Source organism: Streptosporangium becharense (assembly GCF_014204985.1).
GTDB classification, from domain to species: Bacteria; Actinomycetota; Actinomycetes; order Streptosporangiales; family Streptosporangiaceae; genus Streptosporangium; species Streptosporangium becharense.
The window spans coordinates 3,414,016-3,436,804 of the sequence record NZ_JACHMP010000001.1 but is presented as its reverse complement, the minus strand read 5'-3'; the positions used below and the strand labels follow the sequence as shown (position 1 = coordinate 3,436,804).

Annotated in this window: 22 protein-coding genes; 20 read left to right on the top strand and 2 right to left on the bottom strand. The window is 69.3% G+C overall.

From position 1 onward, the window contains the following. Positions 1-108: 108 nt before the first annotated feature. On the top strand, positions 109-1,116 hold the full coding sequence (locus tag F4562_RS14845; RefSeq protein WP_184537593.1) for a hypothetical protein: 1,008 nt from the start codon (positions 109-111) through the stop codon (positions 1,114-1,116). 10 nt (positions 1,117-1,126) lie between these two features. Beyond that, positions 1,127-1,366, top strand: coding sequence for a hypothetical protein (locus F4562_RS14840; protein ID WP_184537595.1), 240 nt, complete (start codon positions 1,127-1,129; stop codon positions 1,364-1,366). Between the two features lie 88 nt (positions 1,367-1,454). Here the strand turns inward: F4562_RS14840 and F4562_RS14835 are convergent, their stop codons facing one another. Further along, positions 1,455-1,694: a BldC family transcriptional regulator gene (locus F4562_RS14835; protein WP_012887349.1), complete on the bottom strand. Its 240-nt coding sequence runs from the start codon at positions 1,692-1,694 to the stop codon at positions 1,455-1,457. A gap of 262 nt (positions 1,695-1,956) precedes the next feature. Here F4562_RS14835 and F4562_RS14830 point away from each other — a divergent pair, with 262 nt between their 5' ends. Then, positions 1,957-2,154 (top strand): DUF4229 domain-containing protein, encoded by a 198-nt coding sequence (locus F4562_RS14830; protein WP_184537597.1) that lies wholly within the window; start codon positions 1,957-1,959, stop codon positions 2,152-2,154. On the opposite strand, the gene F4562_RS14825 is transcribed toward F4562_RS14830, so the two are convergent. Next, on the bottom strand, positions 2,138-3,481 hold the full coding sequence (locus F4562_RS14825) for a hypothetical protein (protein ID WP_221206092.1): 1,344 nt from the start codon (positions 3,479-3,481) through the stop codon (positions 2,138-2,140). The two genes, F4562_RS14830 and F4562_RS14825, sit on opposite strands and share 17 nt — an antisense overlap. 77 nt (positions 3,482-3,558) lie before the next feature. On the opposite strand from F4562_RS14825, the gene F4562_RS14820 reads away from it, so the two are divergent. The 17 genes from F4562_RS14820 (at position 3,559) to F4562_RS14740 (ending at position 22,749) form a co-directional block, all read left to right on the top strand. After that, the gene (locus tag F4562_RS14820) at positions 3,559-4,284 is read left to right on the top strand and encodes a demethylmenaquinone methyltransferase (RefSeq protein WP_184537599.1); all 726 of its coding nucleotides are present in this window, start codon (positions 3,559-3,561) and stop codon (positions 4,282-4,284) included. Between the two features lie 148 nt (positions 4,285-4,432). After that, positions 4,433-5,710, top strand: coding sequence for a geranylgeranyl reductase family protein (locus F4562_RS14815; RefSeq protein ID WP_184537601.1), 1,278 nt, complete (start codon positions 4,433-4,435; stop codon positions 5,708-5,710). A 121-nt stretch (positions 5,711-5,831) separates the two neighbouring features. Next, positions 5,832-6,191 (top strand): NADH-quinone oxidoreductase subunit A, encoded by a 360-nt coding sequence (locus F4562_RS14810; protein WP_184537603.1) that lies wholly within the window; start codon positions 5,832-5,834, stop codon positions 6,189-6,191. 2 nt (positions 6,192-6,193) lie between these two features. Further along, positions 6,194-6,745 carry a NuoB/complex I 20 kDa subunit family protein gene (locus F4562_RS14805; protein WP_184537605.1) on the top strand — a complete coding sequence of 184 codons (552 nt, stop codon included), beginning with the start codon at positions 6,194-6,196 and terminating at the stop codon, positions 6,743-6,745. 96 nt (positions 6,746-6,841) lie between these two features. Continuing rightward, complete coding sequence (locus F4562_RS14800; RefSeq protein WP_184537607.1) at positions 6,842-7,519, top strand: NADH-quinone oxidoreductase subunit C; 678 nt, start codon at positions 6,842-6,844, stop codon at positions 7,517-7,519. Between the two features lie 116 nt (positions 7,520-7,635). Continuing rightward, complete coding sequence (locus F4562_RS14795) at positions 7,636-8,892, top strand: NADH-quinone oxidoreductase subunit D (protein ID WP_184539472.1); 1,257 nt, start codon at positions 7,636-7,638, stop codon at positions 8,890-8,892. Then, complete coding sequence (gene nuoE, locus F4562_RS14790) at positions 8,889-9,683, top strand: NADH-quinone oxidoreductase subunit NuoE (RefSeq protein WP_246473435.1); 795 nt, start codon at positions 8,889-8,891, stop codon at positions 9,681-9,683. Before F4562_RS14795 ends, nuoE begins: the two co-directional genes overlap by 4 nt. Positions 9,684-9,759: 76 nt before the next feature. Further along, entirely contained in the window at positions 9,760-11,046 is a 1,287-nt protein-coding gene (gene nuoF, locus F4562_RS14785) for an NADH-quinone oxidoreductase subunit NuoF (RefSeq protein WP_184537609.1), read from the top strand. A 67-nt stretch (positions 11,047-11,113) separates the two neighbouring features. Next, positions 11,114-13,726 (top strand): NADH-quinone oxidoreductase subunit G, encoded by a 2,613-nt coding sequence (locus F4562_RS14780; RefSeq protein WP_184537611.1) that lies wholly within the window; start codon positions 11,114-11,116, stop codon positions 13,724-13,726. After that, complete coding sequence (nuoH, locus tag F4562_RS14775) at positions 13,726-15,075, top strand: NADH-quinone oxidoreductase subunit NuoH (RefSeq protein WP_184537613.1); 1,350 nt, start codon at positions 13,726-13,728, stop codon at positions 15,073-15,075. The genes F4562_RS14780 and nuoH overlap by 1 nt, the downstream gene beginning before the upstream one ends. After that, positions 15,062-15,577 (top strand): NADH-quinone oxidoreductase subunit NuoI, encoded by a 516-nt coding sequence (gene nuoI, locus F4562_RS14770; RefSeq protein ID WP_184537615.1) that lies wholly within the window; start codon positions 15,062-15,064, stop codon positions 15,575-15,577. Before nuoH ends, nuoI begins: the two co-directional genes overlap by 14 nt. After that, on the top strand, positions 15,570-16,403 hold the full coding sequence (locus F4562_RS14765) for an NADH-quinone oxidoreductase subunit J (protein WP_184537617.1): 834 nt from the start codon (positions 15,570-15,572) through the stop codon (positions 16,401-16,403). Before nuoI ends, F4562_RS14765 begins: the two co-directional genes overlap by 8 nt. Continuing rightward, positions 16,400-16,696, top strand: a complete 297-nt coding sequence (gene nuoK / locus F4562_RS14760; RefSeq protein WP_184537620.1) for an NADH-quinone oxidoreductase subunit NuoK — start codon at positions 16,400-16,402, stop codon at positions 16,694-16,696. The genes F4562_RS14765 and nuoK overlap by 4 nt, the downstream gene beginning before the upstream one ends. Positions 16,697-16,766: 70 nt before the next feature. Continuing rightward, on the top strand, positions 16,767-18,620 hold the full coding sequence (gene nuoL, locus F4562_RS14755) for an NADH-quinone oxidoreductase subunit L (RefSeq protein ID WP_184539476.1): 1,854 nt from the start codon (positions 16,767-16,769) through the stop codon (positions 18,618-18,620). Continuing rightward, the gene (locus tag F4562_RS14750) at positions 18,620-20,191 is read left to right on the top strand and encodes an NADH-quinone oxidoreductase subunit M (protein ID WP_184537622.1); all 1,572 of its coding nucleotides are present in this window, start codon (positions 18,620-18,622) and stop codon (positions 20,189-20,191) included. The genes nuoL and F4562_RS14750 overlap by 1 nt, the downstream gene beginning before the upstream one ends. Beyond that, positions 20,188-21,741 carry an NADH-quinone oxidoreductase subunit NuoN gene (gene nuoN / locus F4562_RS14745; RefSeq protein ID WP_184537624.1) on the top strand — a complete coding sequence of 518 codons (1,554 nt, stop codon included), beginning with the start codon at positions 20,188-20,190 and terminating at the stop codon, positions 21,739-21,741. Before F4562_RS14750 ends, nuoN begins: the two co-directional genes overlap by 4 nt. Before the next feature lie 12 nt (positions 21,742-21,753). Beyond that, on the top strand, positions 21,754-22,749 hold the full coding sequence (locus tag F4562_RS14740) for a polyprenyl synthetase family protein (RefSeq protein WP_184537626.1): 996 nt from the start codon (positions 21,754-21,756) through the stop codon (positions 22,747-22,749). Positions 22,750-22,789 lie beyond the last annotated feature (40 nt).

Genomic DNA, 22,789 nt, shown 5'->3' with positions numbered 1-22,789 from the left:
GAACTGTAAGCCATCGCGGGACCAGGTGCGGTCAGCCCTCCGTTCCGGGTGACTGGTGAAGATCCACGTCGTACGGTAGAGACCGTTGCCGCTTCCCCAGGGGGTGCGATGGCACATTCGGGAGACAAGGGTCGCCATCGACGGCGGTGGTGGCAGCGAGGTGCGACCCCGCGCGCGGAGAAGACGGTCAGGGAGTCGCCGCGTGACGCCTCCGGAGAACGCGAGCCGTTCAGTGACCGTGAGGCCCTCCGTGACCGTGAGACCCTACGTGACCGCGCGGCCCTGCGTGACGGTGAGACCCCCCGCGAACGTGAGACCTTCCGCGACCGCGAGATCCGCCGCGAGCGCGAAGCCCTCCGCGAGCGTGAGGTCCCGCGCGGGTTCGAGCGCCCCGAGCAGCGCGCGGGTGCGGTCACCGCTCCCGTGACCGACCGCCCGCAGTACACCTGGCGGGACTTCGAGCTGGACGACGAGCGGCCCAGGGCCCAGCCGAACTCGCCCGACACCCCTGACCTGGGCGACGGCCTGCGGCACTGCGGCCCCCTGGAGCGGATCCTGCACCGCCAGTGGGACTCCCGGCGGGAGACGCCTCCCCCGGAGACCGTGCGGGCCGTGGAAAGCCTCGCCAGGCTTCCCGACGGGTTGAAGGCGAAACTCGCCGAGGGGCTCGACGGCATCTACGTCGGCGCGGGCGGGGTGCCCGACCTCGACGACATGGGCTACCTGCGTGGTGCGCCGCTGCCCTCGGGCCGGGCGACGTGGGACGTCTGCGCCGGTGCGTACGGCGACCGCAAGATCGTGGTGGGTGATCGTCCCTCGCCCACACCGGACGTGATGATGCACGAGGTGGGGCACGCCCTCGACGACGTCGACGCCCCGCATGACGGCTGGGTCTCCGACTCGCCGGAGTTCGCGGCGCTCTACGAGCAGTGCGTCCCCAAGCTGGCCTCCGGATTCCACCTGCAGCCGGGGGACCTGGGACGCAAGGAGTTCTTCGCCGACGCCTTCGCGGCCATCGTCTCCCGGCAGCGTCCCGCGCTGGTCGACATGCTGGGCGGTGACACGCGGATGGCGCTCAACGTGATGTTGTTCTTCAACCGGCGCTACGGAATCTAGGTGATCTGGGATGTACGTCATCCGGCTCGCTGACGGGACTCTGCGGGTGCCGCAGACCGTGTCCAGCGATGACGGGCGTCTGATCGGCAACGCCTACGTGGAGATCCGCCCCGGCGATCCCGGCTACGACCGCTGGCTGGCCGAGTCGATCACTGAGGAGGAGTGGGCGGAGCGGCGGCGGCGCTGGCTGGAGGGCAACGACGAACTGGAGAAGGAGTTCCTGGCTTTCAAGGAAGAGCAGGACACCTAGTGTCTGCGACGTCCCGTACGACTCCACGGTGACCCTGCGGCTCCGGGTAAGGCACGCAGGATCACCGATGGTGTGACGTCATAAGTCGTCAGACGCGCGGGGACTCGCCTGCCGGCCGTTCGGCCGTCAAGACGTCCTCTCCGCGCAGAAGGGCGTGCACTTCCGACTCGCGGAACCGCCGGTGCCCTCCGGGGGTACGGATGCTGCTGATGCGGCCTGCCGCGGCCCAGCGTGTAACCGTTTTTGGGTCGACCCGGAAGAGGGCGGCAACCTCTCCGGGCGTCAGCAGACGCTCGCTGCTACTCTCCACAATCTCTCCCCCTCGCATCCCGCTTCCTGCCAGCGGGCGGACAGGTAACCAGTGTGCCGAGCGAAGCCTGATTTATCCGTGGTTTTCAACAAAGATCACGGGTTGTTATCGACTGCCTGCCCGATTGTTATATGATAGAGCCTCTTTGGGACTCTCGTGGGTGTTTCTTTACAAAACTGATCTCTTGTGAAGACTAGCAGCGCCCGCACCCGATGCGAAGGGCACCGTCCGGCCCGCACCGGGCGTGCCTGAGCGGGCGGAGTGACGTAGCCTCGACAGTGTGCATCCCGTCGTCGTTTACACCGCCTCCCGGCTCGGCCTGCTGGCCGTGAGCCTGGGCGTGCTCTATCTCCTCGGCCTGCGTCACCCGCTGATCCTGCTGGTCGCCGCATTCCTGGTCAGCGGTGTGGCCAGTTACGTCCTGCTCTCGAAACAGAGAGACGCCGTGAGCGAGCGAATCGCTAAGAATCGGGAGTGATCGACAACGGGAACATGCCGACTCGGGCATGGTACTCGTGACCAAGCCGCGTTGTGTCACTACCAACCAGTAAACCGCCCCGGTGCGCGAGGAATGCCTTGACGCCGATTCCGCGCTCCCTGGTGGGATTCCAGCCCAGGGCCCGGCCGGTGCGGGGGTGGATCGCGCCGATCCCGGGACGCTCCACCGCCCCGGGCCCCGCCGAGTCGCGACCGCGCGGGTTGTCCAGCCAGCGCTGGTGCCCACCCACGTAGACCGCGGCCCCGGTCACCGCCACCGAGTAGAGCGAGTCGCCCCCCGTGTGGTTCACCCAGGTGGGCGAGACCTCCCCGGAGGCGTACGTCTCGAAGCGCGCGGCGGTGTCGCACGTCGTGTGCGCGCCGACTCCGCCGCCCGTGGTGACCACCACGAAGTAGCCGCCGCCGGGTGCGAAGTCGAGCCCGCGCACGTAACTGGGGAAGTCGTCGCGGCATCTGCCCCGGTAGGCGCGTGTCCGCCAGGGGGCGACCCGCGCCGGCGCGGCGGCCACGTCGACCAGCCCGAGCTGGGGCCGGGACAACCCGTCGAGGGTGGTGAAGTCGCCGTCGACCGCCAGCCGGTCGCGGCTCAGTGAGATCGCGTGCACCCGCGTCCGGCCGCCCCTCGGCGCACCCGGCCTGATCGCGAAGCGCGGGTCGACCGCGCCGGTGACGGCGTCGACCCTGGCCAGCGCGGTACGGCGGACGCCGCCGACCCACGTGAAGTCGCCACCGGCGTACAGCTGCCGGCCGCGCCTCGCCAGGCTGGTGACAGCCCCGCCCCGGACACGCGGGTCGAAGCCGGTCACCTGCGAGCCGTCGGAGAGCCGCAGCAGTGCCAGGCCCAGCGCCCGTGCGTCACCGGCCGCCGAGAACCGCCCGCCCACGTAGACCGTGCCGTGGGCACCGGCGGCCAGGGCCAGGACCGGGCCGTCCAGGTGCGGCGCGAAGCCGGGGAGGACGCGGCCGGTGGCCTGCTCGTAGGCGAACAGGCCGGACCGTGCCAGCACCCGGGTGCTCCCGGCCTCGCGCACCGCGCCGAACGAGCCGCCCACCACCACCGTGCCGCCCACCAGCGCGAAGGCGTTGACGATCCCGTCGAGCACGTGGGGGGTGGTGTCCACCGGGTCCGCCGAGACGACCGCGCGGTGCCGCACCGCGTCATGCCGGGCCACATGGTGCTGGGCTGCGCGATGCCGGGCCGCGTCATGCCGGATCGCGCCGTGCCGGACCGTGTCCGTGGTGGCGGCCACTCCGGCGGGCGCCGGCAACAGGGCGGCGACCAGCACGGAGGTGATTCCGGTAAACATTCGACAAGTGGTATCACGCTCTGTGTAACCGAGCCGACACTTTCCGTGGATTGTCGCGGCGGGCCTAGGCTGGTGACATGACGCGCGCTTCTCTGGACAAGCAGCCGAACGAGGTCGCCGCGATGTTCGATCGCACGGCCCAGCGTTACGACCTTGTCAACGACATCATCTCCCTGGGCCAGGTCCGGCTGTGGCGTAAGGCGACCGCGGCGGCGGTCGACGCCGGGCCCGGTGAGCTGGTCCTCGATCTCGGCGCGGGCACCGGCACCTCCACCGACGCCTTCACCACGCTGGGCGCCCGTGCGATCGCCTCCGACTTCTCGCTCGGCATGCTGCGCACCGGGGTGAGGAGGCACGGCGGCTCGGGCATCCACGGCGGAGGCGTGCGGGGCGTCAGTTTCGTCGCGGGCGACGCGCTGCGGCTGCCCTTCGCCGACGGGGTCTTCGACGCGGTGACGATCTCCACGGCGCTGCGCAACGTGCACGACACCGGCCAGGCGCTCCGCGAGATGCACCGGGTGGCCAAGCCCGGGGCACGCCTGGTCATCCTGGAGTTCTCGCACCCGGTGCCCAGGGCGTTCGACCTCGTCTACTCGCAGTATCTGATGAAGCTGCTGCCGGCGATGGGCCGGGTCTTCGGCTCCAACGACGACTCGTATGATTATCTGGCGGAGTCGATCCGGGCTTGGCCCGACCAGGCGGCGCTGGCTAGGATCATCCAGGATGCGGGCTGGGAGCGGGTCGCGTGGCGCAACCTCAGTCTGGGAATCGTGGCCCTTCACCGGGCATATAAGCCCGCATAGAAGATCGGGCGGTGGTCGTGACACCCGCCTGACGCTTCGCCCTGCGAAGGCGTTAGACTTCGGGCCGACAAGTTTGTGAAGCTCTTCACAAAGAACGGACGGCCCCTTACCCCGAGGCCCTCAAAGCTTGTAGGACAGGACAGGTCCCGTGACCGTGCCAGCCGCCCCACAGCGGAATGTCGCTGAGGCTGACGCCGACGTCATCGTCGTCGGCGCCGGGCCCGCCGGTTCGACAACCGCTTTTCATCTCGCACAGGCCGGGCTCGACGTCCTGCTGCTGGAGAAGACCACTTTCCCCCGTGAGAAGGTCTGCGGCGACGGGCTGACCCCCCGAGCCGTCAAACAGCTCATCGCCATGGGCGTCGACATCGACGCCCCCGGCTGGGTCAGGAACAAGGGCCTGCGCGTGGTCGGCGGAGGCCTGCGCTTCGAGCTCGACTGGCCCGAGCTGTCGAGCTACCCCGACTTCGGCCTGGTCCGCACCCGTCAGGACTTCGACCAGATCCTCGCGGAGAACGCGGTCAAGGCGGGTGCCCGCCTGCTGCAGGGGGTCAACGTCACCGCCCCGATCCTCGACGAGCGCAGCGGTCACATCGTCGGCGTCGTCGCCAGGAAGGACGGCGAGGAGGTCTCCTACCGCTCCCGTCTGGTGGTCGCCGCCGACGGCAACTCCACCCGCGTCTCCCTGGCGATGGGTCTGCACAAGCGCGAGGACCGCCCGATGGGCGTCGCAGTGCGGACCTACTTCACCAGCCCGCGTCACGACGACGACTACCTGGAGACCTGGCTGGAGCTGTGGGACGGCGACACGCTGCTGCCCGGCTACGGCTGGATCTTCGGGGTCGGCGACGGCACGTCCAACGTGGGCCTGGGCCTGCTGAACACCAGTGACGCCTTCAAGGGCATGGACTACCGCGACCTGCTGCGCCGCTGGGTGAAGGGCATGCCCGCCGAGTGGGGCTACGTCGAGGAGAACATGACGACCCCCATCAGGGGGGCCGCCCTGCCGATGGCCTTCAACCGCCAGCCGCACTACACCAGGGGCCTGGTGCTGGTCGGAGACGCCGGTGGAATGATCAACCCGTTCAACGGCGAGGGCATCGCGTACGCGATGGAGACCGGCCACATCGCCGCCGAGAGCATCGTCCAGGCGCTCGGCCGGGTCACCCCCGCACAGCGGGAGCGGGTGCTGCGCGCCTACCCGCAGACGCTCAAGGACGTCTACGGTGGTTACTTCACCCTCGGACGCGGTTTCGTGGAGCTCATCGGGAACCGGGGCGTGATGAACTTCCTGACCCGGCACGCGCTTCCGCACCCCCGCCTGATGCGGTTCACGCTCAAGCTCCTTGCTAATCTCACCGACCGGCGAGGCGACGCGTCGGATCGCATCATCAACGCCCTGTCGAAGGTGGCGCCACCGGCATGACCTCAGTAAACGCCTGGAAGCCCGAGTCCGGGGCGACGGCCGCCCTGCCTACACTTGCGAAACACACCGACATGCAGAGCTACGCGCGGGCGCGCGTGGAGATGGGAGAGGAGGCGTAGCGATGGACGTATACGCACCCATCCTGGTGCTCGCCGTTCTCGCGGCGGGATTTGCGATCTTCTCGGTGACGATCGCTCCCTTCACCGGCCCCAAGCGCTGGAACCGCGCGAAACTCGACGCCTACGAATGCGGCATCGAACCGACGCCCCAGCCCGTGGGCGGTGGCCGCTTCCCGCTGAAGTACATGATCACCGCGATGCTCTTCATCGTGTTCGACATCGAGATCATCTTCCTTTACCCGTGGGCGGTCGCCTTCAACAAGCTCGGGGTCTTCGGGTTGGTCGAGATGCTGCTGTTCATCGTCACCGTGCTCGTGGCCTACGCGTACGTGTGGCGCCGCAAGGGTCTGGACTGGGACTAGATATGGGTCTTGAAGAGAAACTTCCGAGCGGGTTCATGCTCAGCACGGTCGAGCAGGTGGCCGGCTGGGCGCGTAAGAACTCCGTGTGGCCGGCGACCTTCGGTCTGGCCTGCTGCGCCATCGAGCTGATGTCCACCGGTGGTCCCAAGCACGACCTCGCGCGCTTCGGCATGGAGCGCGCCTCGGCGTCTCCGCGCCAGGCCGACCTGATGATCGTGGCGGGCCGGCTGTCGCAGAAGATGGCCCCGGTGCTCCGGCAGATCTACGACCAGATGGCCGAGCCCAAGTGGGTCATCGCCATGGGCGTGTGCGCCTCCAGCGGCGGCATGTTCAACAACTACGCCATCGTGCAGGGCGTGGACCACGTCGTCCCCGTCGACATCTACCTGCCCGGCTGCCCGCCGCGGCCCGAGATGCTCATCGACGCGATCGTCAAGCTGCACGACAAGATCCAGAACATGAAGTTCGGCGCGCACCGGGCCAAGCAGATCGAAGAGCTCGAGGCGCAGGCGCTGCGGACGCTCCCGCTGATCGACCAGGGGACCGCCAAATGAGGCCCGCGCAGCGAACTGACCGAGGAGCGGTGAGCGACTGTGAGCTGGAGCGAACTCGACGCAGTGAGCGCAGCGAACGAGGAGCGGTGAGCGACTGTGAGTACTGACAACCTCCCCGGCCTGCCGGAGGAGCCGATCGCCCACCGGGGCATGTTCGGCGCCTCGGGCACCGGTGACACCTCCGGCTACGGCCGCCTCGTCGTGCGGCGCAAGCCTGAGCTCTCCACGCCCCGCCCGTACGGTGGCTACTTCGACACCATCGCCGACGAGTTGGAGCGCGCACTGGGCGGCGACCTCGCCGACGCCGTCGAGCGCGTGGTCGTCGACCGTGGCGAGCTGACCTTCCACGTGCGGCGCGAGCGCCTGCTCGACGTCGTCAGGGTCCTGCGCGACGACCCCGCCCTGCGGTTCGAACTCTCGCTGGGCGTCTCCGGGGTGCACTACCCGCACCTGGAGGGCCAGGAGCTGCACGCGGTGATCCACCTGTGCTCGATCACCCACAACCGGCGTCTCCGCCTGGAGATCTCCTGCCCGGACGCCGACCCCCACATTCCCTCCACGGTCTCGGTCTACCCGACCCACGACTGGCATGAGCGGGAGACGTGGGACTTCTTCGGCATCGTCTTCGACGGGCACCCGGCGCTGACCCGGATCATGATGCCCGACGACTGGGACGGGCACCCCCAGCGCAAGGACTACCCGCTCGGCGGCATCCCGGTCGAGTACCGCGGCGCCGAGATCCCCGCGCCGGACGAGAGGAGGACGTACCGGTGAGCGCCGCGTACGAAGAGGTCGCCGAAGCCGGCAACCCCAAGGCGGCCTACAGCGCCGCGACCGCCCACGACGCCGAGGACCGGGTCTACACCGTCTCCGGCGGCGACTGGACGGAACTGCTCGAAACCCTGTCCGGTCAGCAGGACGAGCAGCTCGTCGTCAACATGGGCCCGCAGCACCCGTCCACGCACGGCGTGCTCCGCCTGGTCCTCAACCTCGACGGTGAGACGGTCACCGAGGCCCGCACGGTCATCGGCTACCTGCACACCGGCATCGAGAAGAACCTGGAATACCGGACGTGGACCCAGGGGACCACGTTCGTCACCCGGATGGACTACCTGTCGCCCATCTTCAACGAGACGGCCTACTGCATGGCCGTCGAGAAGCTGCTGGGCATCACCGACCGCGTCCCCGAGCGTGCGCAGGCCATCCGCGTGATGATGATGGAGCTCACCCGGATCTCCTCGCACTGGGTGGCCATCGGCACCTTCGGCATGGAGCTGGGGGCGACCACCCCGTTCCTGTTCGGCTCCCGCGAGCGCGAGATGGTGCTCGATGTGATGGAGTACATCACCGGCCTGCGGATGAACATGGCCTACGTCCGGCCGGGCGGCGTCTCCGTCGACCTGCCGGCCGGGGCCGTCGACAAGGTCGGCGAGTTGCTGAAGCTCATGCCGCAGCGCATCAAAGAGATGCGCAAGCTGCTCGACGCCAACCCGGTCTACCTGTCCCGGACGAAGGACGTCGCCTACCTCGACCTCACCGGGTGCATGGCGCTGGGCGTCACCGGCCCGATGCTGCGGGCCGCGGGCCTGCCGTGGGACCTGCGCAAGTCGCAGCCCTACTGCGGTTACGAGACCTACGAGTTCGACGTCCCGACGCAGACGACCGCCGACGTCTACGGCCGCTACCTGGTCCGGATCGCCGAGATGGAGGAGTCGCTCAAGATCATTGAGCAGGCGCTCGACCGGCTGGCCGGACCGCTCAAGGGCGACCGGGTGATGGTCGACGACAAGAAGATCGGCTGGCCCTCGCAGCTCGCGCTGGGTCCCGACGGCCTGGGCAACTCGCCCGACCACATCGCGCACATCATGAGCGGCTCGATGGAGGCGCTCATCCACCACTTCAAGCTGGTGACCGAGGGCTTCCGGGTCCCGGCCGGGCAGGCGTACGCCTCGGTCGAGGGCCCCCGCGGCGAGCTCGGCGCCCACGTGGTCAGCGACGGCGGCACGCGCCCGTACCGGGTGCACTTCCGTGACCCGTCGTTCACGAACCTGCAGGCGGTCCCCGCGACGTGCGAGGGCGGCATGGTCGCCGACGTCATCTCCGCGGTGGCCTCGATCGATCCGGTGATGGGAGGTGTCGACCGATGAGCGCCGACAAGGTCAACGCGACCACGGGCACGGGCCTGACCGGTGAGAGCGCGGTGGGTGCGACCACGGGCACGGGCGACGAGCCCGCGAACCGGGCCGTCCACGCGACCCCGGCAGAGGGCTCGACGGTGAACGGCGGCTACGCGCCGGAGGTCCGCGAGCGCCTGGAGCGCGACGCCAAGGAGATCATCGGCCGTTACCCCAAGCCGCGGTCGGCGCTGCTGCCCCTGCTGCACCTGGTGCAGTCGGAGGACGGCTACGTCTCCGACGCCGGTCACGAGTTCTGCGCCGAGATGCTCGGCCTGAGCAAGGCCGAGGTCGTGGGCGTGTCCACCTTCTACACGATGTACAAGCGCAAGCCGATGGGCCAGTACCACGTGGGCGTGTGCATCAACACGCTCTGCGCGGTCATGGGCGGCGACCAGATCTGGGACGAGCTCTCCGAGCACGTCGGCGTCGGCCACGACGAGGCGACGGCGGACGGGAAGGTCTCGCTGGAGCGGCTGGAGTGCAACGCCGCCTGCGACTTCGCCCCGGTGATGATGGTCAACTGGGAGTTCTTCGACAACCAGACCCCCGAGTCGGCCAAGCAGCTCGTCGACGACCTCAAGGACGGCAAGGAGGTCTCGCCGACCCGCGGTCCGAAGAAGCTCTGCACGTTCAAGGAGGCCTCGCGGGTGCTCTCCGGGCTCTCCGACGGCCTGGCCGGTGACGGCCCTTCGGCGGGGGAGGCCTCCCTGGAGGGCCTCAAGATCGCCAAGGCCAAGGGTTGGAAGGCTCCCGAAGCGTGAGCAGGCGTAACGAGCGAGCCATCAGGCACGGTGCGGCCTCGTCCCGGAGCGACGGGCTGCCAGGCGAGGAGACGAAGTGACCACTCTCACCCCGGTTCTCACCGCGAACTGGGACCAGCCGAACTCCTTCACCCTGGAGGGCTACGGCGAGTACTCGGCGGCCAGGAAGGCCCTGGGCATGGACCCGGACGCCGTCATCCAGGCGGTCAAGGACTCCGGCCTGCGCGGACGCGGCGGCGCGGGCTTCCCCACCGGCATGAAGTGGGGCTTCATCCCCCAGGGCGACGGCAAACCGCACTACCTGGTGGTCAACGCCGACGAGTCCGAGCCCGGCACGTGCAAGGACATCCCGCTGATGATGGCCAACCCGCACGCGCTGGTCGAGGGCGTCATCATCGCCTCGTACGCGATCCGGGCCAACCACGCCTTCATCTACGTGCGCGGCGAGGTGCTGCACGTCATCCGCCGGCTGCAGGCGGCCGTCGCCGAGGCGTACGCCGAGGGCTACCTCGGCAAGGACCTCTTCGGGTCGGGTTTCGACCTGGAGCTGGTCGTGCACAGCGGAGCCGGCGCCTACATCTGCGGCGAGGAGACGGCGCTGCTCGACTCGCTGGAGGGTCACCGCGGCCAACCTCGGCTCAAGCCTCCCTTCCCGGCCGTGGCGGGCCTGTACGCCTCGCCCACCGTCGTCAACAACGTCGAGTCGATCGCCAGTGTTCCCTCGATCATCGCCAACGGCGCCGACTGGTTCGCCGGGATGGGCACCGAGAAGTCCAAGGGCTTCGGCATCTTCTCGCTGAGCGGGCACGTGGCCAGGCCCGGCCAGTACGAGGCGCCGCTCGGCATCACCCTGCGCGAACTGCTCGACATGTCCGGCGGCATGCGTGAGGGGCACCGGCTGAAGTTCTGGACCCCCGGCGGGTCCAGCACGCCGATCTTCACCGACGAGCACCTCGACGTCCCGCTCGACTTCGAGTCGGTCGGCGCGAAGGGGTCCATGCTCGGCACCCGGGCCCTGCAGATCTTCGACGAGACCACGTGCGTGGTCCGCGCCGTGCTGCGCTGGACCGAGTTCTACGCGCACGAGTCCTGCGGCAAGTGCACCCCCTGCCGGGAGGGCACCTACTGGCTTAAGCAGGTGCTCAAGCGGCTGGAGAAGGGTCAGGGCACCGAAGACGACCTGACCACGATCACCGACATCGCCGACAACATCCTGGGCCGCTCCTTCTGCGCTCTGGGCGACGGTGCCACCAGCCCCATCCACTCGTCGGTGAAGCTCTTCCGCGACGAGTACCTCAAGCACTTCGAGATCGGCGGCTGCCCGTTCGACCACGCCCCGTCCAGGCTGTGGGGGACGAAGTGACCGCCAGGCGCGAGGCAACCGACAAGCACAGCACCGTTTCGGTCATGAGGCCGACGGAGGAGGCGCCATGACCGTCGAAGCCACCACCCCGGCCCAGACGCCGGTGGACCTGGTCACCGTCACCATCGACGGGTTCCAGGTGAGCGTGCCGAAGGGCACGCTGATCATCCGGGCGGCCGAGCTGCTCGGCATCCAGATCCCGCGGTTCTGCGACCACCCGCTGCTGGACCCGGCGGCCAACTGCCGCCAGTGCCTGGTGGACATCCCCGACGCCGGCAACGGCCGCGGGTTCCCCAAGCCGCAGCCGTCCTGCGCGATCGAGGTCGCGCAGGGCATGGTCGTGCAGACCCAGCTCACCTCCCCGGTCGCGGAGAAGGCGCAGCGCGGGGTCATGGAGCTGCTGCTCATGAACCACCCGCTCGACTGCCCGGTCTGCGACAAGGGCGGCGAGTGCCCGCTGCAGAACCAGGCGATGTCCAACGGGCAGGGGGAGAGCCGCTTCCAGGAGAAGAAGCGGACCTTCGACAAGCCCGTGGCGCTCTCCAGCGAGGTGCTGCTCGACCGTGAGCGCTGCGTCCAGTGCGCGCGCTGCATCCGCTTCTCCGACGAGATCGCCGGCGACCCGCTCATCGACTTCTTCGAGCGCGGGGCCAAGGAGCAGGTCGGCGCCGCCGACGGGCGGCCGTTCGAGTCCTACTTCTCCGGCAACACCGTGCAGATCTGCCCGGTCGGCGCGCTGACCGGCGCGGCGTACCGCTTCCAGGCGCGTCCGTTCGACCTGGTCTCCACGCCGAGCGCCTGCGAGCACTGCGCCAGCGGCTGCTCCCTGCGCACCGACCACCGCCGGGGCAAGGTCACCCGCCGCCTGGCCGGGGACGACCCCGAGGTCAACGAGGAGTGGAACTGCGACAAGGGCCGCTGGGCCTTCACCTACGGCACCCAGCCCGACCGGCTGAAGACCCCCCTCGTCCGTGACGAGGAGGGTCGCCTGGTCCCGGCCTCCTGGCCCGAGGCGTTCGCCGCCGCGGCCCGGGGCCTCGCCGCGGCGCGCGGTCGGGCGGGCGTGCTCGTCGGCGGGCGGGCCACCGTCGAGGAGGCGTACGGCTACGCCAAGTTCGCCAGGCTCGCCCTCGGCACCAACGACATCGACTTCCGCGCCCGCCCCCACTCTGCGGAGGAGGCGAGCTTCCTCGCCCACGCCGTCGCGGGCAAGGGCATCGAGGTCCGTTACGCGGACCTGGAGAAGGCGCCGGCCGTGCTCCTGGTGGGCTTCGAGCCGGACGAGGAGTCGCCGATCGTCTTCCTGCGCCTGCGCAAGGCGTGGCGGAAGAAGGGGCTGAGGGTCTTCTCCGTCGCCCCCTTCGCCACCGCCGGGCTCGCCAAGATGGGCGGCACGCTCGTCCCGGCGGTGCCGGGCTCCGAGACCGCCGTGCTGGACGACCTCGCCGCCGTCGACCCGATCGCCGCCGAGGCGGTCAGGCAGCCGGGTGCGGTCATCCTGGCCGGTGAGCGGCTGGCGACCGTGCCGGGTGCGCTGTCGGCGCTGGTGCGGCTGGCCGAGTCGAGCGGCGCCCGCCTGGCGTGGGTCCCGCGCCGGGCCGGTGAGCGCGGCGCCGTCGAGGCCGGCGCGCTGCCGAACCTGCTGCCGATCGGCCGTCCGGTCGGCGACGAGGCCGCCCGCGCCGAGGTGGCCAGGGCGTGGAACGTCGCCTCGCTCCCCGAGGGCGAGGGCCGTGACACCACCGGCATCCTGAAGGCCGCGCTCGACGGGGAGATCGACGCCCTCGTCATCGCCGGTGTCGACCCCTACGACCTGGCCGCGCCGCAGGCCGCCCTGGTCGCCCTGGAGAACACCCCGTTCATCGTGAGCCTGGAGCAGCGCGCCAGCGCGGTCACCGACCGGGCCGACGTGGTCCTCCCGGTCGCCGTGGCGGCCGAGAAGTCGGGCACGTTCGTCAACTGGGAGGGGCGGGGACGCACCTTCGAGGAGGCGCTGCGGGTTCCCGGCGTCATGAGCGACCTGCGGGTCATCTCGGCCATCGCCGACGCCATGGACGTGCACCTGGGCCTGCCCGACCCGGCCGCCGCCCGCCGCGAGCTCGCGGCGATCGGCGCCTGGCGCGGCTCCCGCGCCGCCGCCCCCGCGGTGGACGCCCCGGTCCTCGCCGAGCCGCAGGCCGGCCAGGCGGTCCTCGCCACCTGGCACCTGCTGCTCGACGACGGCCGCCTGCAGGCGGGCGAGCCCTACCTGGCGGGCACCGCCCGCGCTGCCGAGGCGCTGGTCTCCGCGGCCACCGCGGCGGAGGCCGGGCTGGCCGACGGCGGTGAGATCACCGTCGGCACCGAGCGCGGCTCGCTGACCCTGCCGGTGCGGATCGCCGACCTGCCCGACCGGGTGGTGTGGCTGCCGGCCAACTCGGCGGGCCGCTCGGTCACCCGTGACCTGCGGGCCGTCGCCGGCGAGATCGTCGCGATCGGGCCCGCCGGGGGCACGTCCGCCGGCGCGGTCGCACCCGCCGCCGCGAGCCCGGTCACGCCCGGTGCGGTGAGCACGGTCGCGGGAGCGCCCGAGGCCGCGGACACCGTGCTTCCCGGCGCGGACACGGTGCTTCCCGAGCGTGCCTCCGGCACGACGGCCGGCGAGGTAGGAACCGCCGGCGAAGCTAACGAGGAGCGGTAATGAATGCCCGGACTCTCCTAGCGGCCGATCCGACCCTTGCCGACTTCGGCAAGGACCCGCTCTGGATCAGCATCATCAAGGCCGTTGTCATCTTCGTCGTCCTGATGCTGGGCGTGCTCTTCGGCGTGTGGTTCGAGCGCAAGCTCATCTCGCGCATGCAGAACCGGTACGGCCCCAACCGGGCGGGCAAGTTCGGGTTGCTCCAGTCGGTGGCCGACGGCCTGAAGATGGGGCTGAAGGAAGACCTGATGCCCCGCACCGTCGACAAGGTGATCTACTTCATCGCTCCGGTGGTCCTGGCGGTCCCGGCCTTCCTGGCCTTCTCCGTCGTCCCGATGGGCCCCAAGGTCTCGATGTTCGGCGTCGAGACGCCGCTGCAGCTGACCGACATGCCGGTCGCCGTGCTGATGGTGCTGGCGATGGCCTCGATCGGCGTGTACGGCATCGTGCTCGCCGGTTGGGGCTCGCGTTCGCCCTACGCCGTGCTCGGCGGTCTGCGGGCCAGCGCTCAGGTGGTCTCGTACGAGATCGCCATGGGCCTGTCGTTCGTGGGTGTCTTCCTGTTCGCCGGGACGCTCTCCACCTCGGAGATCGTCGCGGCGCAGGCCTCCGGCGGGGTGCTCACCCTGGGCGGGCTGGAGATCCCGATGCCCTCGTGGTACATGGTCCTGCTCATCCCGTCCTTCCTGATCTACATCATCACCATGCTGGGTGAGACCAACCGGGTCCCCTTCGACCTTCCCGAGGGCGAGGGCGAGCTGGTCGGCGGCTTCCAGACCGAGTACTCCAACTCGCTGAAGTTCGCCGTCATCATGCTCGCCGAGTACGTCAACGTCTTCGTGGTCTCCGCGATGTCGATCACCCTGTTCATGGGTGGCTGGCGGGCACCGTGGCCGATCTCGGCGTGGGACGGGGCCAACACCGGCTGGTGGCCGCTGCTGTGGTTCTTCCTGAAGATGGTGCTGGTCTTCTCCTTCTTCGTCTGGTGCCGCGCCTCGCTGCCGCGGGTCCGCTACGACCAGCTCATGGCCCTCGGCTGGAAGATCCTCATCCCGGTCAACCTGGCGTGGATCCTCCTGGTCGCCACCGTCAGGGCCCTGCAGATCCAGGACGTCAACCGCTCGGTCGTGCTCATCCTCGCCGCGCTCGTCATGGTCGGCTGCCTTGGCATCTGGTGGCGCTTCGACAGCGTGCTGCAGAAGCGCAAGGAGGACAAGGCCGCCCAGATCCAGGCCGAGTTCGAGCATCTCCAGGCCGAGCCCACCGCGGGTGGCTTCCCTGTGCCGCCGCTCGACCTGCCGCACTACCACGGGGTGGCGCGCAAGGAGGTTCCCAGTGGGAGCAACTGATTGGCTGAACCCCATCAAGGGGTTCGGCGTGACCTTCCACACCATGTTCAAGAAGGTCGAAACGGTCAACTACCCCGAGGAGAAGAAGCCCACGGCTCCGCGCTTCCACGGCCGGCACCAGCTCAACCGCTGGCCCGACGGCCTGGAGAAGTGCGTCGGCTGTGAGCTGTGCGCGTGGGCCTGCCCGGCTGACGCGATCTTCGTCGAGGGCGCGGACAACACCGACGAGGAGCGTTACTCGCCCGGTGAGCGTTACGGACGCACCTACCAGATCAACTATCTGCGGTGCATCCTGTGCGGTCTGTGCATCGAGGCGTGCCCGACGCGCGCTCTGACGATGACCAACGAATACGAGCTCGCCGACAGCAGCCGTGAGAGCCTCATCTACACCAAGGAGATGCTGCTCGCGCCGCTCGGCCCCGGCATGGAGGCCCCGCCGCACGCCATGCGCCTCGGCGAGACCGAAGAGGACTACTACCGGCTGGGACGCAACAATGGGTGAGACCATCACGTTCTGGGTCCTCGCGGTCGTCTCCGTATCGGCCGCCCTCGGGCTCGTCTTCAGTCGCAAGGCGGTCTACTCCGCCCTGATGCTGGGCGTCGTCATGCTCTCCCTGGCCGTGCTCTACGCGGTCCAGGACGCCCCCTTCCTCGCCGCCGTGCAGATCATCGTCTACACCGGCGCGGTCATGATGCTCTTCCTGTTCGTCCTGATGCTGGTCGGCGTCGACTCCTCCGACTCGCTGGTGGAGACGATCAAGGGGCAGCGTCTGTGGACGGCGGTCGCGGGCCTGGGCTTCGCCGCCCTGCTCGCCCTGGCCGTCGGCAACACCGCCTACGGCGCGCCCGCCGGTCTGGAGAGCGCCGTGCAGGAGGGAGGCGGCAACGTGCCCTCGCTGGCGCAGCTGATCTTCACCAAGTACGTCTTCGCCTTCGAGGTCACCTCGGCGCTGCTGATCACCGCCGCGCTCGGCGCGATGGTGCTCGCCCACCGGGAGCGGGTCAGGCCCAGGGCGACCCAGCGCGACCTGGCCCGTGCCCGCTTCGCCGGCCCGCAGCCCTCGCCGCTGCCGGGTCCGGGCACCTACGCGCTGCACAACGCCATCGACATGCCCGCGCTGCTGCCCGACGGCACGGTCTCGGCCAAGTCGATCAACCGGGTGCTCGCCCGGCACGAGATGGAGGACGGTTTCACGCCCACCGACCCGGCGAAGGCGGCGCTCATCAAGCAGGTCCTGGAGAAGGACGCCGACCAGGACCACGACCCCGACCTGGCAGAGGAGCCCGTCCAGGTGAAGGACGCGCTCAAGCAGGAGGACGGCAAGTGACCACTCACTACCTGGTGCTCTCCGGGCTGCTCTTCGCGATCGGCGCCATCGGCGTGCTCATGCGACGCAACGCCATCGTGGTGTTCATGTGCGTGGAGCTCATGCTCAACGCCTGCAACCTCGCGTTCGTCACCTTCGCCCGGCAGCACGGCAACCTGGACGGCCAGCTGATCGCCTTCTTCGTGATGGTGGTGGCCGCGGCGGAGGTCGTGATCGGCCTTGCCATCATCGTGATGATCTTCCGAACCCGCAGGTCGGCGTCTGTGGACGACGCCAACCTGCTGAAGTACTAAGAGGTGGCAGGTGCAATCTCCCGCTGAGATCGTCCCGCACTCCGGTGGGGTGATCGGGCTCTCCTGGCTGATGATCGCGCTGCCGCTGCTGGGGGCCGCGTTCCTCCTGCTGGGCGGACGCCGTACCAACCGCTGGGGTCACCTGGTCGGCGTCGTGATGTCCCTGGCCGCCTTCGCGGTGGCCGCGGTCTCCTTCGTCGAGCTGCTGGGCCGGGCACCGGAGCAGCGCCGTCTCGCCGTCGCGCTGTACGAGTTCATCCCCGGCGTCGCGAACCTGGGGCTGCTGATCGACCCGCTGTCGATCAGCTTCGCCCTGCTGATCACCGGTGTGGGTTCGCTGATCCACATCTACTCGATCGGCTACATGTCGCACGACGTCGACCGGCGCCGGTTCTTCGCCTACCTGAACCTGTTCGTCGCCGCCATGCTCCTGCTGGTGCTGTCCGACAACTACCTCGGCCTGTTCATGGGCTGGGAGGGCGTGGGCCTCGCCTCGTACCTGCTGATCGGGTTCTGGCAGTTCAAGCCCTCGGCGGCGGTCGCGGCCAAGAAGGCGTTCGTCGTCAACCGCGTCGGCGACTTCGGCCTGCTGATCGCGATGTTCATGATCTGGAGCACGTTCGGCACGTTCGCCTTCAAGGACCTCGCCCAGACGGTCCCCACGGCCGGCGCCTCCGACACCACGATGACCGCCATCGGCCTGCTGCTCCTCATGGGCGCCTGCGGCAAGTCGGCGCAGCTTCCGCTGCAGTCGTGGCTGCTGGACGCGATGGAGGGCCCGACCCCGGTCTCGGCCCTCATCCACGCCGCGACCATGGTCACCGCCGGTGTCTACCTGGTCGTCAGGTCCGGTCTCTTCTTCGAGGCCGCCCCGACCGCGCAGCTCGTCGTGACGATCGTCGGCGTGGCCACGCTGCTCGCCGGTGCGATCATCGGTTGCGCCAAGGACGACATCAAGAAGGGCCTGGCCGGTTCGACGATGTCGCAGATCGGCTACATGATGCTCGCCGCGGGCATCGGCCCGGTGGGCTACGCCTTCGCCATCGCGCACCTGATCACGCACGGCTTCTTCAAGGCCAACATGTTCCTCGGCGCCGGCTCCGTCATGCACGGCATGAACGACGAGGTCGACATGCGCAGGTACGGCGGCCTGTTCCCGGTGATGAAGGTCACCGCGATCACCTTCATCATCGGCTACCTGGCGATCATCGGCTTCCCGCTGCTGTCCGGTTACTTCACCAAGGACGGCATCATCGAGACGGCGATGCACCACAACCCCGTGCTGGGCTGGCTCGCCGTGCTGGGCGCCGGTCTGACCGGCTTCTACATGTCGCGGATGGTCTTCATGACCTTCTTCGGCAAGAGGCGCTGGGCCGACGACGCCCACCCGCACGAGTCGCCCGCCGTGATGACCGTGCCGCTGATCGTCCTGTCGATCGGCTCGATCTTCCTGGGCGCCTTCCTGGTCCTCGACAACCGGTTCATGAAGTTCCTCGTCCCGGCCGTGGGTGGTCCGGCTCCGGATGAGATGCCGGCCTTCCACCCGTTCAGCACCCCCGGCCTGGCCACGCTCGCGCTGGTCGCGGCCGGTGCCGCGTTCGCCTGGTTCCGCTACGGCGCCGCCGAGGTGCCCCAGCTCGCCCCGCGCGGCTCCTTCCTCACCACGTTCGCCCGTCGTGACCTGTACGGCGACGCCCTGAACGAGGCGCTGTTCATGCGTCCCGGCCAGTGGCTGACCCGCATCGCGGTGTTCTTCGACAACCGCGGCGTCGACGGAGTGGTGAACGGCCTGGCGGCGGGGATCGGCGGGACCTCCGGGCGGCTGCGCCGCGTCCAGACCGGCTACGTGAGGTCTTATGCGTTGTCCATCCTCTTCGGTGCCGCCGTGGTCGTTGGCGCGCTGCTCTACGTAGGGAACATGTGATGCCCTGGCTCTCGATACTGATGGCCGTGCCCGTCCTGGGCGCGGTGGGTGTCTCCCTTGTCAGGAGTGACAAGCTCGCCAAGCAGCTGGCGCTGGCGGTCTCGCTGGTCGTGCTCGCGCTCACCGGCGTGGTCGCGGCCCGGTTCGACCCGAACTCGGAGACCCGCTTCCAGTTCGCCGAGGTCTACGACTGGATCCCGCGCTTCGGCGTGCACTACGGCGTCGGCGTCGACGGCATCGCCCTGGTGCTGATCGCGCTGTCGGCGGTGCTGGTGCCGATCGTCATCCTCGCCTCCTGGCACGACGCCGACGGCACCGTCGTGACGGTGCCGGGCGAGGAGCCCAAGACGGTGGCTCCCAAGCGTTCGGTGAAGACGTACTTCGCGCTGCTGCTGGTGCTGGAAGCGATGATGATCGGCGTCTTCGCGGCGACCGACGTCTTCCTCTTCTACGTCTTCTTCGAAGCCATGCTGATCCCGATGTACTTCATGATCGGGTCGTACGGCGGCGTCCAGCGGTCCTACGCGGCCGTGAAGTTCCTGCTCTACTCGCTCTTCGGCGGCCTGCTCATGCTGGTCGCGGTGATCGCGCTCTACGTGGTCGCCGACCAGGCCAACGGGGCGGATCCGGGCACCTTCATGTTCCCCGAGCTGATCGGGGTCGTCCAGGACCCGACCACGCAGAAGTGGCTGTTCGCCGGCTTCTTCATCGCGTTCGCGGTCAAGGCCCCGCTCTGGCCGTTCCACACCTGGCTGCCCGACGCCGCCGCGCAGGCCCCGGCCGGCGCCGCGGTGCTGCTGGTCGGCGTGCTGGACAAGGTCGGCACGTACGGCATGCTCCGCTTCTGCCTGGAGCTGTTCCCGTCCGCGTCGGCGTTCTTCACCCCGCTGGTGATCGTGCTGTCCGTCGTGGGCATCGTCTACGGCGCCATCGTGGCCATCGGCCAGACCGACATGAAGCGCCTGATCGCCTACACGTCGATCTCGCACTTCGGCTTCATCGCGCTCGGTGTCTTCGCGATGACCCGCGAGGCCGGCACGGGCGCCACGCTCTACATGGTCAACCACGGCTTCTCGACCGGCGCGCTGTTCCTGATCGCCGGATTCCTGATCTACCGCCGCGGTTCCAGCCAGATCGCCGACTACGGCGGCGTGCAGAAGGTCGCCCCGCTGCTCGCCGGCACCTTCCTCATCGCCGGCCTGTCGGGCCTGTCGCTGCCGGGCCTGTCGTCGTTCGTCAGCGAGTTCATGGTCCTGATGGGCTCGTACCGGCACCACACCGTCGCGGCGGTCATCGCGACCACCGGCGTCATCCTGGCGGCTCTCTACATCCTGTGGATGTACCAGCGCACGATGACCGGCCCGGCGGCGGAGTCGGTCCGTGCCCTGCCCGACCTCAACCGTCGTGAGATCTGGGTGGTCGCCCCGCTGATCGCTGTGATCATCGCACTGGGCTTCTTCCCCAAGCCGTTGCTCGACGTCATCAACCCCGCGGTGGACAAGACGCTCTCCAACGTCCAGGTCGACCAGTCCAGCTCCGCCGTGGCAGAAAAGAAGGGGGCCGGTCAGTGAACGGCACCATCTCAGCCCCGACGATCGAGTACGCCCTGCTCGCGCCGATGCTGTTCGTGTTCGGCGCGGCGGTCATCGGCGTGCTCGTCGAGGCGTTCGCGCCGCGCCTGCTGCGCAAGTCGATCCAGGTGCCGCTCACCCTGCTCGCCCTGCTCGGCGCGTTCGCGATGACGGTCCTGACCGCGCTCAACGGGCTGCCGGACTCCCCGGCGGCCATGGGCGCGGTCGCGGTGGACGGCCCCTCGCTGTTCATCTGGGGCATCATCCTCGTCCTGGCGCTGATCAGCGTGCTGCTGATCAACGACGACGAGCAGTTCGTCGCGCAGGCGGCGGCCGTGCCGGGAAGCCCCGACGAGGAGGAGGCGGTCCGCCACGGGTACGCCCAGACCGAGGTCTACCCGCTGCTGCTCTTCTCGGTCGGCGGCATGCTGCTGTTCGCCTCCTCCAACGACCTGCTGGCCATGTTCGTCGGCCTGGAGGTCATGTCCCTGCCGCTGTACCTGCTGTGCGGCCTGGCCCGCCGCCGGCGCCTGCTCTCGCAGGAGGCGTCGGTCAAGTACTTCCTGCTCGGCGCGTTCTCCTCGGCCTTCTTCCTGTACGGCATGGCCATGGTGTACGGCTACGCCGGGACGGTCAGCCTGCGGGGCATCGGCTCCGCGCTCGCCACGGTCAGCGGCCAGGAGACGATCCTGTTGATCGGCACCGCGCTGCTCGGCATCGGCCTGCTGTTCAAGATCGGTGCCGCGCCGTTCCAGGCGTGGAAGCCCGACGTCTACCAGGGTGCTCCCACCGCGGTCACCGCCCTGATGGCCTCCACGGTGCTGGTGGCCGCCTTCGGCGCCGTGCTGCGCGTCTTCTGGGTCGCCCTGGGCGGCCTGGAGTGGAACTGGCAGCCGGTCATGTGGGGCGTCGCGATCCTCACCATGGTGGTCGGCGCGATCCTGGCCATCACCCAGACCGAGATCAAGCGCATGCTGGCCTACTCCTCGGTCGCCCACGCGGGCTTCCTGCTCACCGGCGTGATCGCCGTGGGCGACGCCGCGGAGCAGAACCAGCAGTCGCTGTCGGCCATCCTGTTCTACCTGGCCGCGTACGGCTTCACCACGGTCGGCGCCTTCGCGGTGGTCACCATGGTCCGCGACGCGGGCGGTGAGGCGGGGCACCTGTCGCGCTGGGCGGGTCTGGGCAAGCGTGCCCCGGTCCTGGCGGGCATCTTCGCCTTCTTCCTGCTTGCCTTCGCCGGCATCCCGCTGACGAGCGGCTTCTTCGGCAAGTACGCCGTGTTCGCGGCGGCGGTCTCCGGCGGTGCGCTGCCCCTGGTGATCGTCGGCGTGGTCAGCTCGGCCATCGCGGCGTTCTTCTACGTCCGTGTGATCGTGCTGATGTTCTTCAGCGAGCCCTCCGCGGACGGCCCGTCCATCGCGACCCCGACGGTGGGCACCTCGGCTGTGGTCGCTCTGGCGGCAGCGGCTACGGTAGTGCTGGGCGTCTTCCCCCAGCCGGTGCTCGATATCGCGGACCAGGCTGCGTCCGCGTTGTTCATTCGGTAAGGAGTAAGGTCCATGGCTGCGCCACCGGTTGTTGATCTGCCGTTCGTCGACGAACGGTTGGCGCAGGACCTGGCCAGCGGCCTGGCCGAGGTCGAGAAGCTGCTGCGGTCGTCGGTGGAGAGCGACGACGCTTTCGTCACGGAGGCGTCCAAGCACCTGATCGAGGCGGGCGGCAAGCGGTTCCGGGCGATGCTCGTGCTGCTCGCCGCCCAGTTCGGCCGGCCGGAAGCCCCCGGAGTGATCCCGGGGGCCGTGGTGATCGAACTGACCCACCTGGCCACGCTGTACCACGACGACGTGATGGACGAGGCCCCGGTCCGCCGGGGTTCCCCGTCGGCCAACGCCCGCTGGGACAACACCGTGGCCATCCTGACCGGCGACTACCTCTTCGCCCAGGCGTCGGAGATCCTGGCCGACCTCGGTGCCGACATCATCAGGATCCAGGCCCAGACGTTCTCCCGCCTGGTCCGCGGCCAGATCCGCGAGACCATAGGCCCCCGCGCCGGGGAAGATCCGGTCGCCCACTACATCGACGTGCTGGCCGACAAGACCGGCTCGCTGATCGCCACCTCCGGCCGGTTCGGAGCCCTGCTCAGCGGCGCGGCCCCCGAGGTCGTCGAGCGGGTGACCCGGGCCTGCGAGGCCATCGGCGTCGCCTGGCAGCTCGGCGACGATCTGCTCGACGTCGCCTCCGAGTCGGTCGAGTCGGGCAAGACCCCCGGTACCGACCTGCGTGAGGGCATCCGGACGCTGCCGGTGCTCTACGTCCTCGCCTCCGACGACCCGCAAAGCACCCGGCTGCGTGAGCTGCTGGCCGGTCCGGTGGCCGAGGAGGACATCGAGGAGACCCTGACCCTGCTCCGCTCCCACGCCGCGATGGAACGTGCCCGGGCCGAGCTGGTCTCCTGGGCCGACCGTGCCCGCGCCGACCTGGCGGCCCTTCCCGACATCCCGGCCCGCGCCGCCTACCTCGCCCTCTGCGACTACGTCGTGGAGCGCTCGGGCTGACCGGCCGGGGAAGTTCCGCTTCCCTCGTGCGCGCACGCAG

Bases quoted from the DNA above. Each gene is read 5' to 3' on its own strand.
- F4562_RS14825 (WP_221206092.1), bottom strand. From the start codon at position 3,481: ATGTTTACCGGAATCACCTCCGTGCTGGTCGCCGCCCTGTTGCCGGCG.
- F4562_RS14740 (WP_184537626.1), top strand. From the start codon at position 21,754: ATGGCTGCGCCACCGGTTGTTGATCTGCCGTTCGTCGACGAACGGTTG.
- F4562_RS14845 (WP_184537593.1), top strand. From the start codon at position 109: ATGGCACATTCGGGAGACAAGGGTCGCCATCGACGGCGGTGGTGGCAG.
- F4562_RS14780 (WP_184537611.1), top strand. From the start codon at position 11,114: ATGACCGTCGAAGCCACCACCCCGGCCCAGACGCCGGTGGACCTGGTC.
- F4562_RS14750 (WP_184537622.1), top strand. From the start codon at position 18,620: ATGCCCTGGCTCTCGATACTGATGGCCGTGCCCGTCCTGGGCGCGGTG.
- nuoE (WP_246473435.1), top strand. From the start codon at position 8,889: ATGAGCGCCGACAAGGTCAACGCGACCACGGGCACGGGCCTGACCGGT.
- nuoH (WP_184537613.1), top strand. From the start codon at position 13,726: ATGAATGCCCGGACTCTCCTAGCGGCCGATCCGACCCTTGCCGACTTC.
- nuoL (WP_184539476.1), top strand. From the start codon at position 16,767: ATGATCGCGCTGCCGCTGCTGGGGGCCGCGTTCCTCCTGCTGGGCGGA.
- F4562_RS14840 (WP_184537595.1), top strand. From the start codon at position 1,127: ATGTACGTCATCCGGCTCGCTGACGGGACTCTGCGGGTGCCGCAGACC.
- F4562_RS14765 (WP_184537617.1), top strand. From the start codon at position 15,570: ATGGGTGAGACCATCACGTTCTGGGTCCTCGCGGTCGTCTCCGTATCG.
- F4562_RS14810 (WP_184537603.1), top strand. From the start codon at position 5,832: ATGGACGTATACGCACCCATCCTGGTGCTCGCCGTTCTCGCGGCGGGA.
- F4562_RS14835 (WP_012887349.1), bottom strand. From the start codon at position 1,694: ATGCGAGGGGGAGAGATTGTGGAGAGTAGCAGCGAGCGTCTGCTGACG.
- F4562_RS14805 (WP_184537605.1), top strand. From the start codon at position 6,194: ATGGGTCTTGAAGAGAAACTTCCGAGCGGGTTCATGCTCAGCACGGTC.
- F4562_RS14820 (WP_184537599.1), top strand. From the start codon at position 3,559: ATGACGCGCGCTTCTCTGGACAAGCAGCCGAACGAGGTCGCCGCGATG.